This window comes from Burkholderia ubonensis subsp. mesacidophila, assembly GCF_002097715.1.
Lineage (GTDB): Bacteria > Pseudomonadota > Gammaproteobacteria > Burkholderiales > Burkholderiaceae > Burkholderia > Burkholderia mesacidophila.
Map to the genome: position 1 here is coordinate 89886 of NZ_CP020738.1, position 11966 is coordinate 101851.

General features: G+C 62.1%; 11 protein-coding genes. 5 read left to right on the top strand and 6 right to left on the bottom strand.

Translation table 11 applies throughout. The features are described 5' to 3' along the window. Nucleotides 1-8: 8 nt before the first annotated feature. A complete protein-coding gene (locus tag B7P44_RS18090) occupies nt 9-563 on the bottom strand; it encodes an NADPH-dependent FMN reductase (RefSeq protein WP_084906946.1) in 555 nt (184 codons plus the stop codon). Nucleotides 564-932: 369 nt separating this feature from the next. Between B7P44_RS18090 and B7P44_RS18095 the strand changes: the two genes are divergently transcribed. Together B7P44_RS18095 and B7P44_RS18100 are read left to right on the top strand one after the other, a co-directional pair. Next, on the top strand, nt 933-1529 hold the full coding sequence (locus B7P44_RS18095; protein WP_084906947.1) for an RNA polymerase factor sigma-70: 597 nt from the start codon (nt 933-935) through the stop codon (nt 1527-1529). Then, complete coding sequence (locus B7P44_RS18100; protein WP_084906949.1) at nt 1510-1704, top strand: anti-sigma factor family protein; 195 nt, start codon at nt 1510-1512, stop codon at nt 1702-1704. Before B7P44_RS18095 ends, B7P44_RS18100 begins: the two co-directional genes overlap by 20 nt. Before the next feature lie 312 nt (nt 1705-2016). Here the strand turns inward: B7P44_RS18100 and arsC are convergent, their stop codons facing one another. Next, on the bottom strand, nt 2017-2373 hold the full coding sequence (gene arsC, locus B7P44_RS18105; RefSeq protein ID WP_084909884.1) for an arsenate reductase (glutaredoxin): 357 nt from the start codon (nt 2371-2373) through the stop codon (nt 2017-2019). Nucleotides 2374-3205: 832 nt separating this feature from the next. Here arsC and parA point away from each other — a divergent pair. Further along, nucleotides 3206-3868 (top strand): ParA family partition ATPase, encoded by a 663-nt coding sequence (gene parA / locus B7P44_RS18110; protein ID WP_042584728.1) that lies wholly within the window; start codon nt 3206-3208, stop codon nt 3866-3868. 23 nt (nt 3869-3891) lie between these two features. After that, nucleotides 3892-4953, top strand: a complete 1062-nt coding sequence (locus B7P44_RS18115) for a ParB/RepB/Spo0J family partition protein (protein WP_084906950.1) — start codon at nt 3892-3894, stop codon at nt 4951-4953. 55 nt (nt 4954-5008) lie between these two features. Here the strand turns inward: B7P44_RS18115 and B7P44_RS18120 are convergent, their stop codons facing one another. Then, the gene (locus tag B7P44_RS18120; RefSeq protein WP_084906952.1) at nt 5009-6373 is read right to left on the bottom strand and encodes a replication initiation protein; all 1365 of its coding nucleotides are present in this window, start codon (nt 6371-6373) and stop codon (nt 5009-5011) included. A 1853-nt stretch (nt 6374-8226) separates the two neighbouring features. Between B7P44_RS18120 and B7P44_RS18125 the strand changes: the two genes are divergently transcribed. Continuing rightward, entirely contained in the window at nt 8227-9408 is a 1182-nt protein-coding gene (locus B7P44_RS18125) for a DNA-binding protein (RefSeq protein WP_084906953.1), read from the top strand. A 139-nt stretch (nt 9409-9547) separates the two neighbouring features. Here the strand turns inward: B7P44_RS18125 and B7P44_RS18130 are convergent, their stop codons facing one another. The 3 genes from B7P44_RS18130 to B7P44_RS18140 form a co-directional block, all read right to left on the bottom strand. Beyond that, nucleotides 9548-10561, bottom strand: coding sequence for a tyrosine-type recombinase/integrase (locus B7P44_RS18130; RefSeq protein ID WP_084906955.1), 1014 nt, complete (start codon nt 10559-10561; stop codon nt 9548-9550). A 153-nt stretch (nt 10562-10714) separates the two neighbouring features. Then, complete coding sequence (locus B7P44_RS18135; protein WP_084906956.1) at nt 10715-11095, bottom strand: DUF2471 family protein; 381 nt, start codon at nt 11093-11095, stop codon at nt 10715-10717. Between the two features lie 198 nt (nt 11096-11293). Next, nucleotides 11294-11905 (bottom strand): helix-turn-helix domain-containing protein, encoded by a 612-nt coding sequence (locus B7P44_RS18140; RefSeq protein WP_084906958.1) that lies wholly within the window; start codon nt 11903-11905, stop codon nt 11294-11296. Nucleotides 11906-11966: the final 61 nt, after the last annotated feature.

Sequence of the window (11966 nt, forward strand, 5' to 3'; positions counted from 1 at the left end):
CCTTCACCTCAGGCCGCCTTGTTCAGGCGCACCCACGCGGCATAGCGATCGACGAAGCCCTGCAGGAACTTGCGGGTATCGTCGTTGACGATCCTGCCCTCGTCGTCGATGCGCGTCGGGTCGTGCTTGATGAACATCTCCGGCTGCCCGAGCGTCGCGACGTCGAGATACGCGAGCACGTTGCGCAGATGCTGCTGCGACAAGGCCGTGCCGGTCGCGCCCGGCGACGTGCCAAGCACCGCGCCCGGCTTGCCCGCCCACGAGTTCGCGCCCCACGGGCGCGAGCCCCAGTCGAGCGCATTCTTCAGCACGCCGGGAATCGACCGGTTGTATTCCGGCGTGACGAACAGCAGGCCGTCGGCCGCCTCGATCACCTGCTTGAAGCGCTTGGCGACTTCCGGGAAGTCCGCGTCGTAGTCCTGGCTGTACAGCGGCAACTCGCCGATTTCGACAAATTCGAACGCAAGCTCGGCCGGCGCGAGCGAGATCACTGCGCGTGCAAGCGCGCGGTTCCAGGATCCGCGCCGCAGGCTGCCGACGATGACCGCAATGCGATGTGCCATGACTGTCTCCTTCTGATAGGTGGGGAATCGAATCGATTGCTTCAGGATAGGCGGCAAAGGTCTGTTTATAGGCAGGCCAGCCCGCGAGCCGCCCCACGGGCCCATCCGGCAGACTTTCCACAAGGTTTTCCACAGAAACTGTGGATAACTTTGTCGATATGCCCGGCTGTTACACATCGCCGGCCGCGCACCAACGTTTGCGCGACGCCAGCCTGTCGGCAAGCATAGCGCAGCCCGCCTGCCGCATTCATGAACAATGGCTGCGACCGAACACACATTGCGGGCCGGCGCGGCGCCCAGTAAGCTGCTCGCACCGCGCGGCGCGGCGACCTGTGGCGCGCGCGGCTTCCTCCCGAGAGATTCCCGACGATGCCGTCCGCGTACGACGACCCCGCCTATCTTGAACAACTGCGGCACGACCTGCTGCGTTTCGCGCGCCTGCAACTGCGCGACGCCGATGCGGCCGAGGACGCGGTGCAGGAAGCGCTGACCGCCGCATGGACGCACGTAGCGGATTTCGCCGGCCTGTCCGCGCACAAGACCTGGGTGTTCGGCATCCTGCGCAACAAGCTGATCGACGTGCTGCGCGCGCGGCAGCGGACGGTGAACCTGTCCGCGCTCGACGCCGAGCTCGACGGCGAATCCTTGCTTGACCGCGAACTCTTCAAGGACAACGGGCACTGGGCCGCGCATGCGAAACCGCGGCCGTGGCCGCGACCGGAAACGCTGCTGCAGCAACAGCAGTTCTGGATGCTGTTCGAGATCTGCCTGAACCATCTCCCGGAGCAGATCGGACGCGTATTCATGATGCGCGAGTTTCTCGATGTCGAGATCGACGACATCTGCACCGAGTTGACGTTGACGACCAATCATTGCAGCGTGCTGCTGTACCGCGCGCGCACGCGCTTGCGCACCTGCCTGAGCGAAAAGGGGCTGACGACCGAAGATGCTACCGGGGAAATGTAAGGATGTGACGCGCCTGTTGTCGGATGCGCTCGACCGGCATTTGACGGTCCACGAGCGCGTGCAGGTGCGCGTGCATTTGCCGACTTGCAGCGGCTGCCGGCAATACCGCGAGCAGATCGCGCTGCTGCGCGCGGCGGCGAAGGCCGCGGCGGGGCAGGGGGGCGGGGAGGGGTGACGGCTTCGCTGGCTTCGGGCTGATGCAGGCAATCGAGAAACGCGACGCGCGCATCGGCGTTCGTCGTCGAGCGACGCTGCCGGCGGGGCAGGGGGCCATTTCTGCCATTGAAGCTTGCCGGCGCAACATCCGCCGCTGCGGGACGCGCCGAACGATCCGTCGGTCGCGCCCACGATTGCGATCGTTGCGTATCACGCCGACACACTGAGGTGCCGAAGTGGCCGGACCGGCCGCGCGGTGAATATGCATCGATCATCCGGGCGGGGCACCCGCGCCGGATCAGCGCAACTAGAAAAATACGCGAAATAAAAATTATTCGAACAGTTCGCGCACCGATTCGGGCGGGCGGCCGATCGCGGCCTTGCCCTGGTACACGACGATCGGCCGCTGCAGCAGGATCGGATGGGCGGCGATCGCCTCATACGCTTGCGCATCGGTCAAATCCGCGCGACCGAGATCGAGCGTTTTGTACGGCTCCTCGTTGTCACGCAGCAAGTCGCGAACCGGACGCGCGAGCTGACGATGCAGCGCTTCCAGTTCCTCGACCGTCGGCGGCGTCTTCAGATACTCGATGACATTCACGGGTGCGCCGCTCGGATTCAGCGCCTCGACAAGCGCCAGCGTTTCTCGCGATTTCGAGCATCGGGGGTTGTGGTAGATCGTGATCATCATTCGGACCTGGGTGGTAAGGCCTCGTATTGTAGCCAGTCCGCGCGGGGTGCTCGAAGCAGGGGAGTGGGGTGTCGTACTCCGCATGTGTGCGGGTGCCTGTTCGCGGCTCCAACATCGGTCCGTGCAACGTCGGGACGTTCAATAAGTGCCGGCCGCTTTATGCGCATAAATCCGATGATGCGCCATGTCCTTTATCGCAGTCGAAGGCCTGCTTCGCGCGCGACCGTGCCCGGCAGGGGAGTGCACGTCTGGCATCGTGCGATGGCCGCGAGCCGGGCACGGTGGCTCATCGCAATCGCGGACGCGACCCACGGATCGTTCGGCGCGCCCCGGACTGTCTGTCACACGATGCGTGGGTGGACGCTGATCAGTGGGCAGTTTATGCGCATAAACCACACAAGGCCTGATGCGCGTTGGTCAAGTCATCCGTGAGAGCCGTTCACCAGCCAGTCGTTCGCTCGCGAGGTCGCTCCACCGCCGCCCGTCGCGACTCCCCATGCATGATCGGAAGGGCGCCTTCAATTTATGCGCATAAACCCCACCGGCTTTTGCCGCATGGTGGTTCCGTTACACGGCGGTGCACGGCACGGCCAGGCAATGACCCGATCCCCGTTCGTCCCGCCATTCGCATGCCTCCGAGCGGTAGGGCCGTGCGGACATCATCATGCCCCTGCCTGGCACGCGCCCCATCCCCGACCTCCATCGGGTCATCGGTTTATGCGCATAAATCACTCGCCCGAACGGCCAACGCGTAGTTGACGAACAACAATTTCATTGAAATATGAATATCGTCCTGTAGAATTCCAACGACCAAAAACAGGAGTGAAAATTGGCCGCGGAAATCATTGCAGTCACTCAACAAAAAGGCGGAGTCGGCAAAAGCACGATCGCCATGCACCTCGGCGCCGCATTTCACGAAAAAGGGAAGCGCGTCCTCGTCGTCGACGCCGACGGTCAAAACACACTGGTCCACTGGTCCAGCGCATCGGGCGACAGCGAAACCGGCATCCCTTTCCCTGTCGTGAATCTTGCCGAAGCTGGCGGCCAGATCCACCGCGAGATCAAGAAGTTCATCAACGACTACGACGTCATCGTCGTGGATTGCCCGCCGTCGATCACCGAGAAGGTCTCCGGCGTCGTCCTGCTCGCTGCATCGATCGCGGTCATCCCGACTTCGTCGTCGCCGGCCGATTACTGGTCGAGCGTTGGCCTGGTCAAGCTGATCCAGCAGGCGCAGGTCATGAACGAAGATCTGCGCGCCGTATTTCTGCTGAACAAGACCGAAGAGAAGCGCATGCTGACCCGCGAGCTCAAGCGGGCGCTCGAGGAACTCGGCTTCCCGTTGCTCAAGACGCAGATCCCGACACGGGAAGCGTACAAGCAGGCGATGGCGCTCGGTCAGACCGTCCTGCAGATGAACGATCGCGGTGCGAAGCTCGCCGCCGCGGAAATTCGTGCATGCGCCGACGAGATCGTCGCGATGCTGCCCTGACTTTATGCGCATAAAGGACTCGCATGAAACCTTCCCAATTCGCCAAAGGATTCCAGGCGCGACCGGATATGACGACGAGTGAAAAGCGCACGGCCCTCGATCGGCTGAATGCGATCGACGGTCTCGTCAAATCGGAAACGCCCGCATCTGCGCCAACGAAATCAGCCAAGAAAGACAACGTCGCTCCGCTTGCGCCGGACATCACCATCGATGCGTCGACGGACGAATCGTCCCAATACCGTGCGTGGCGTCTCGAGAACCGCTATGCGCCCGGACAGGTGATCGAGCTTTCGCTGAAGGCAATCAAGCACAGCCCGTTCAACCCGCGGCACTTCTATCTGAAATCGTCGATTGCCGAACTCGCGGTCAACCTCGCGAAGCAGGGGCAGCAGCAGGCGATTCACGTGATTCCCGACTACGACAATCCGGGCCTGTATTTCGTCAGCGACGGCGGCCGTCGCGTGCGCGCGCTAAAGGAAGCGAACAAGGAATCGGTCAAGGCGATCGTGATCGACCTGCCGATCGGCATCCAGAGCTACAAGCTCGGCTACGACCTGAACGTCCAGCGCGATTCGCAGACCGTGTTCGACAACGCGGTCGTGTGGCGGCGATTCCTCGACGACAAGCATTTCCAGAGTCAAAAGGAACTGGCCGAACACCTCGGGCTCGACGAGTCGACGGTCGCCGTCGCGTTGTCGATCGGCAAGCTGCCGGAATCGATCATGCAGGAAATGGTCGCGCGCCCTGACCGCTTCGGTTCGAACATGGCGTATCAGGTCGGGCGCTATCACAACGCGCGCGGCACGGATGCAACGCTGCGGCTGATCAACAAGATCGTGTCGGACGACCTGAGCACGCGCCAGGTGTCCGACATCGTGAAAGGCAGAGCGGCCGCCCAGGAGACGCCAAAGCCCGCCAGCCGTCAGCGCTATGCGCAACGGCTCGAGATCAAGCTCGGCGGCAAGTCGGTCGGCGACCTGAAGTCGTATGGGGAAGACCGCATCGAATTGCGGCTGCGCGGGCTGCCGAAGGAAAAGCGCGACGCGATCCTCGAGCAGCTCGAGCGGATGCTGTTGTCGGACTGATCAGACGCGGCGGGCGCCCGGCGATGCCGGGGCCGCCGCAGGCAGGACAGGCGGCTCAGGCCGCCCGGGATTGATTCAGCGTAAAGGAAAGCAGGTCGCCGTCGGTCGGCTCGCCCCAGGTCTTCCGGGCCAGCCAGTCGAAGAAGGCCGTCTCGGTCAGCTTCGAGTCGAGACCGCGCTTGCGCCAATCTTCGCGCAGATGCGAGCCCATCGTCGGCAGTGCTTCCGATTCGAACGACTCGCGCGCCACCTCGCGCTCCGCTTCACCCTGCTCGTCGTACAGCGCCTTGGCTTCCTTGCGCCGATACGCCGAATATTCGCTCAGCAGCCGCGCCTTCAGATCGTCCGGCTGCGCCGCGGCAGCCTTGCCCGGCGCCGTGCCGGCCGGCAGCGCCTCGACGGCCTCCACCGGCGGCGCATAGCCCTTCTTCAGCGCATCCTTGAACAGCGCCGCGGCGCTGCGCACCGGCGGCAGCGTCGTGCTGCGCATCCGCTGCTCCGTCATCTGCAGCGCCGCACGGATGCGGTTTTCTTCGCTATCCGCGTACAGCGTCTGCGCTTCCTTCAACGGAATGCCGAGCTTCACCATCCGGTCGACCAGCGTGCTGTCGAACACGTTCGGATGCTCGTCGAGCGCCAGCATCGGCTGCTTGCGTTCGGTGACGCGGAACTGGATCTCCGCGACCCGCCGCCCTTCGCGATGCTCGATCAGCTCGACGAAGATATTCGTGACCGCGTTGACCTCCGCGATCGCGGGGCGCAGGTAGTCGCGCTTGAAGTACTTGTATTCGCGTTTCGCTTCGTCGCCGGCTTCGGTGTCCGGCGTGCCCGACAGGATCGGTCGCCACCACTCCCACGGCTCGCGCATCGTCAGGTGGCTCGGGTTCGTCAGGTAGCGCACGCAGATCTCGTACAGCGCGAGGCCTGCGCTGCTGCGCAGCTGGCTCTGGAATTGCAGGCTCAGGCGCGCGTACTGGACCGGGTCGAGCAGCTTCTTCTTGATCTTCGGCGCGAACGAGAATTCGACCCACACGCGGCGTGTAGCCGGGTCTTCGAGAATTTCCGCATCCGCGATCAGCGTCGAGATCCCCCACTTGCGGCCAGGCTTCTGGCTCGACGTGCCGGTGCTCCATTCGACCTGCACCGACACCATGCGGCGCAGGTGTTCCTTCACGAGCGCGGTATCGTTCGAATCGAATGCGGAGTTGGCGACGATATCCGACAACAGCGCGCGATAAGTATCGCCCGAGTCGTCGGCCTGCTGGGCCACGGCCAGCAGGACATTGAACAGCTTGCGAGTCAGGAGGGTGATCTTGCCGCTTTTCGGCTGAATGGCGATCGCCTCGACGGCCTTTCGCAATTCGGCTGAACTGGCACTCACCACATCGACATCGGTTTTCTTGGCGCGCTTCGTGGCCATGCGTCGGGTCGGAGGAGAAGTTTCCCGGAAGGATAGCGCCTGTGGTGATGCGCGTCCAGAACGGCATGCTCACCATAGCGGGTGAAGCAGCCCGGTGAAACGGCACTCACCCCAATCGGTTCCTGTAAAGGCTCACCGGTCCGGAATTGGCCTGTGCGGGACTCACCTTTACGCGTCGCGGGAGACGCGGAATCACAGTTTTTCGCCTGTGCACGATACGTGCGCTGCGTTCTCCCGTATCGGCTCACCTGTGACTTTGTCGCAAATTTGCGACTGCATTCCGTGTGCGCTGCACAGTGTTTTCACTGCACCTGATCGATCGCCGCCCACCTGTGCACAACCGCCTGTATGCATGTACAGGCGAAGCCGGCCAGGCGATCGGCACTGTGTCGGAAGTCTGGAAAGACGCGTGTTATCAGCGCATGAACGACCAGATCCGGCATGGCCTGTGCATGCCTCGATGCGCGTCGCCCCTTGCCTCAACAGCCCGGGCGCGCATTGTACAGTGCACCATCGTCACAGGCCCCGAAAAATCTCACCTTCGCTTCGCACAGCCTTGGCGACTGACCTGTGGCGGACGCCCGTCGCGCGCGGGATCGACCGTTTCCACCTCCTGCAAACCCTCACCTTACCGATAAAAACGCCGCGAAAGCAGACGTCCGGACGACTCCCGAAAAGTCTCACCGTAACCTCCGCAGTTTCAAAAAACCCAATGTCCTCCGATACTTAGCGCGATTCGCGGATACCCAGCCCAAAGCTGCCAGCCCCCGAAAAGTCTCACCTGTCCACAGCACCCATCCGCACGACAACTGCGTGACGAATCCCGAAAAATCTCACCTTTGCCGAAAAAACGCCTGTGAAAACGGGCTCACCATCCAGTACCGGCGGGGTTTTCAGCGGAAGTGGACGCTCACAGCCCCCGAAAAGCCTCACCCTTGACCATTTTTTCGAGCAAATACCTCTCCCGAAAATGCTCACCTTTAGGGCCACAGGTCGACCTCCGGCAAGGCCCCGAAAAAGCTCACCTCAAGCCGATCCGGCCGGGAAACCTGCCGTTTTCCTCCCGAAAACCCTCACCTTTTAAGGTTCACAGGCCCGCAAAGGGTCGTTTGCGGTGCAAAATCGCGTTCGCGTCCCGGATATCCTCACAGCAAAACTGTGTGGAATCCCGTGGAATCTCACCTTTCGTCCAGATTGCCTAAAAGAAGGGCAGAATCCGCAGCAAACGAAGGTCCCGAAAAGCCTCACCGACACCCTCACAGGCAAAAAACTGTGCATTCAGGCACAGCGCGCGTTTCACGGCTGTGACGCCCTGAAAACCCTCACCTTTGGAAAATCCTGTGATTCACTGTGGTCCCGAATCCGCTCACGACCTTTCCTGCAAGGGCTCACGCAGCTCCCCGAACCCCATCACGTCGGCTCCCGGAGAAGGTCACCTTGATTCCCGTAAAGCTTCACCTTGCCAGCCGGAAACCCTTGGTACATAAGGCTGTGCCGTGGCGTTAACGTTTTTAACTAAGGGTTCAAAGGTGTTTACTTCTATTACTCTCAATACATCGGCCATGGAGTTTTCCACAGACACCCCTTACCCCAACACCCATCGACCCTGGGTACCTGCCGTCATGTGAAACAACCCCGAATTTTCCGTCTTGGCTTAAAAACGCTTTCGATACAATTGCTTAGCTCGTTTTCTTCGCTTTGTTTCACGGAATTCGCACCTTCCATCAGTCACAGACGACCACAGCAGCGCTTCCTGTGCGCGCCGACGTAAATTCGCAACGTCTGCCAAAAAACAGTATCGATCAGTACGTATTTCGTTATGATTGCGACACTCAATGTTTGTGAGAGACGTCATGACCCTGGACGAGATGCGTCAAGTCATCCGAAAAGAGCTGGAATCGTTGCGCGCTGCCGGCGCACGACGCCAGGAGTTGTCGCTGCATGCGTGCAAACGGCTGTTTTTCGATCTCGGTATCCGGCCGTCAGCCGCCAACGTGCGCGATCTCACCCAGACCGGCAGCGCCAGCGACATTCCGAAGGACATCGACCATTTCTGGGAGCGGATTCGTTCGGCATCGAAAGTTCGTCTGGAAGGTGCCGCGATTCCGAAGGTCGTCGAGGAAAAAGCCGGCGCCCTGCTCGGCGCCCTCTATGAAGAAGCGCTGAAAGTTGCGCGCGACAGTCTCGATGCCGACCGGGAACAGGTGCGTACCGACGTCGCACAGGCCGAACAGCAACTTCGCGACGCGGCTGTTCGTCAGGAAACGCTCGAGGCAGCCATCGCACGCAGCGAAACCCGCAACGAACAGCTTCAGACGCGGTTGACCGAGCTCGAAGTTCAGCTGGCGTCCCAAAATACCCACGGTTCGGCAAACGAGGCCACGCTGCTCACCACAGTCACCCGCTTGGAAAGGGATCTGGCCGCGACTACCGGCCGCGTCGATGCGGAACAGACGCAGAACGCTGCGTTACGCGACCGCATCGATGCGCTGCAAGCCGAGTTGCAGCAGCGAACCGAGCACTACGCGCAGCAGATCAAGGATGCGGTGGCCGAGGCCGAACGCCGCGTCAAGCCGATGCTGGTCGAACTGGACTCGTTGCGCAGCATGGCGTCGACGTATCAGGCCGGGCTGCGCGACGTGCAGCGCAAGGAATTCGATTTTCTGCAGCAATTGAGTGCGGCGAAGACTCGTGCGGATCGCCTCGAGGAACAGGTGCGCAGCCAGAGCGACGAATTGGCCGCGGCGACGCGCGAAATGAACACGCTGCGCGCGAATCGCGAGATGAATCCGGAAATTGCCGGGTTGATCCGGCGCCTGGCCGATGCCGGCAAGCTCGACGCCGACGCATTCGCCGTGATCGGCACGGCGCTGGATTTCGATATTCCGGTGCCGAACCAGTGTCCGCACTGCGACGGTGAACCGGAACTGTCGCACACAAATGAGGGTTTCGAGGTGTCGTGCCCTGAATGCGAATACGCGTCGGGCGCGTGGCCCTCGCGCTTCGAAGCGGTCACCCGTTTTGGAAGCAATTGACGGCGCCCAATCGGGACGCACAGTCAAAGGTGAGATTTTCCGGGAAGCTTGAGGTGAGGTTTTTCGGGATCATTGAAAGGGTGAGGCCCTGCAGCGCAAGGCACTCACACATCGCCGGCTGCATGCGGCAAGATCCGGATCAGTGAGATTCGGGCTCGGATGGCACCTCACCTTCGATCACGCTGTCACGCCAGTTTTTCCACGCGCGGTGCAGACGATTCGACGAGATCGGCTGCATGAAGCCCAGCCACGTGCCAACCCGTTCGGGCGGGACGTCGTTCTCGAACAATTCCGCGGCATAGGTGTTGCGCAAGGTCTGCGGGCTTGCGCGCGCGGTGCGCGCCGTCGCGATGTCGGCTGCTTCGACGATCGCGTCGACCGCGCGCAACATCGTCGCCTTGTGCATTGGGCGACCCGCGTGCGATGCCGGAAAGACCAGATCGCCCGGAATATCCTGCCGCTTGCGTTCCGCGAGCCACGCATCGAACAGCGCGATCGCGAATGACGCCAGGTGCGTTTCCCGTGCGAAATCGGGATGCGTCGACGGAATCTGCAGCGATGTGCCGCCCGGATTGATGCAACTAATCGAAAGCACGCGGGCTTCGCCGGTCTTCACGCCGGCGCCGAGAAATGCGGCAACGAGCGCTCGGTCGCGACGCTCTTTCCAGTGCGCGGCGCCGGTTACGCCGATCGGCGAAAACAGATAGGCAAGCAGCTTTGCGCGCTCGGCCGGCGCAAGAAAACCGGTCGGCTCGTTGTCGCGCGCCTTGCGCCATGTCGCTTCGCCATCCTGAGCAATGAAGCGTGCCGGGTTGGTCGATCCGAATTCGCTGCGCCGGATATGATCGAGCACGCGCTCGATCAGCCGCAAATAGCGCATTCGTTGCGTTTTCTTGATCGGCAACTCGCCGACGAAGTGTGCGATCGAAGCCGTGTCGACTGTCGCGAGATTTTTCTGATGCGTGCGCAGCCAGGTCAGAAATGCCCCCCACTGCGCGCGATAGACGTCGGCGGACGACTGGCGGTAGTCCTGCATGGCAAGCCATGCGTCGAACGCGGCTTCGGGTGACGCGATCCAGTCCGATGCGCCGCGGTCGAACAAATCCTTCTCTTCCGTTGGCAATGGCGCGTGCGTGGGTGCAGGAAGGGACATGTCATTTGTTCCGTTAGTTGCGTACATGGTAGCCCTTTTTGCAATACCCAGGGCGGGATGAACGGAAAGGCTTGATACGCGGGACGTGCATCCGTCCCCGCACTGCATGAATTGATTTTGGATCGGCCAAGGCAAGCCGCGCCTGACCCGCAATCAGCCGCGCCAGCCCTTGGCTACACGCGCGGTTTTGACGGACGGTGGTTGCACGTCGCGCTTGCGTGCCGCGGCCTCGTACGCAATGACCGCGAACGAGAATACCGCTGGCAGCGCGTTGGACTTGCCGAAGTCGGTGGGGTCGTCCGTTTCGGGAAACGTCATGTCCGACGGTCGTTCGAACAGTTGACGCATGCCGGCCTCGTGCCGGCTGGCAAACCCGAGATCCGCCAGCGCCTCGGCTTCGATCGCATGCAGCAGGCGCCAGGTCAGTGGCACCTGCTGGCGGATGTAGCGCTCGGCAATATGGCGAACGATCTGTTCGAGGTCATGCGCAGCAGCCTTGAAGCTGAGCGCGGCCAAATCTTGTTCTTCGGTCATCGCAGGCTCCTGTCGGCCAAAGTTGGGGCTTTAGTGCCTTACTCTGGCCCCATGCTTTGCGGTCGGCCAGAGTTGGCGCCGAAGCGCGTGGGGCGCCCCCATGCTTCGCACTCAGGCCGACGCATATCGGAATGTCCGTATACTGTACAAACATACAGTGTTTTCCGCAACTGGCCTTTTGGATGACTCGACGGCCCGTCAGCGATGAATCACGATCAGCAATGCTCTTGCTTCGGCCTTGCCGGGATTGCGGATCGCGTGCGGCGCGTCGGCCGGGTAGCGGGCGGTATCGCCGCTCTTCAGGCGGCGGACGGCCGCCGCGGCCTCGATTTCCATCGTGCCCTGCAGCACGGTCAGATGCTCGCGTGTGCCCGGCTCGTGCGCGTTCGAGACGAGCGCGCCCCCGCCCGGCAGCGTGAGTTCATACCACTCGAACCGGCCGGCGAGATCGATCGGGCCCCACACGCGCAGCTGGTACCGGCCGTCGTGGCCGGCGAGCGTCGGGATGTCGTGCGGGCCGTCGACGCGGATCGTCTCCTGCGACTTCGGTTGCGAGAACAGTTCGTCGAGCGTGATGCCGAGCGCGTTCGTCAGCCGCCACGCAACGGCGATAGTCGGGTTTGCCTTGTCGCGCTCGATCTCGGAGAGCATCGACTTCGACACGCCGGCCGCGCGCGACAGGTCGTCGAGCGTGAGCTTGCGTTCGTTGCGCAGGCGCTGGATCTGTTCGCCGACGCGCGGCGGCGTCGCGGCGGCCGGCGGCGGTGCGGCGTCGACGGGTGTGCGCCGCGAACCGGAGGAGCTTGCCATTTGAATTCCGTTCGCTTAGAGTTGTTCGATATTCCGAATTTTAGTTCGGAATAACGGAAAA

Coding starts and splice junctions, on each gene's coding strand:
- B7P44_RS18090 (WP_084906946.1), bottom strand. CDS start 563: ATGGCACATCGCATTGCGGTCATCGTCGGCAGCCTGCGGCGCGGATCC.
- B7P44_RS18095 (WP_084906947.1), top strand. CDS start 933: ATGCCGTCCGCGTACGACGACCCCGCCTATCTTGAACAACTGCGGCAC.
- B7P44_RS18100 (WP_084906949.1), top strand. CDS start 1,510: ATGCTACCGGGGAAATGTAAGGATGTGACGCGCCTGTTGTCGGATGCG.
- arsC (WP_084909884.1), bottom strand. CDS start 2,373: ATGATCACGATCTACCACAACCCCCGATGCTCGAAATCGCGAGAAACG.
- B7P44_RS18115 (WP_084906950.1), top strand. CDS start 3,892: ATGAAACCTTCCCAATTCGCCAAAGGATTCCAGGCGCGACCGGATATG.
- B7P44_RS18120 (WP_084906952.1), bottom strand. CDS start 6,373: ATGGCCACGAAGCGCGCCAAGAAAACCGATGTCGATGTGGTGAGTGCC.
- B7P44_RS18125 (WP_084906953.1), top strand. CDS start 8,227: ATGACCCTGGACGAGATGCGTCAAGTCATCCGAAAAGAGCTGGAATCG.
- B7P44_RS18130 (WP_084906955.1), bottom strand. CDS start 10,561: ATGTCCCTTCCTGCACCCACGCACGCGCCATTGCCAACGGAAGAGAAG.
- B7P44_RS18135 (WP_084906956.1), bottom strand. CDS start 11,095: ATGACCGAAGAACAAGATTTGGCCGCGCTCAGCTTCAAGGCTGCTGCG.
- B7P44_RS18140 (WP_084906958.1), bottom strand. CDS start 11,905: ATGGCAAGCTCCTCCGGTTCGCGGCGCACACCCGTCGACGCCGCACCG.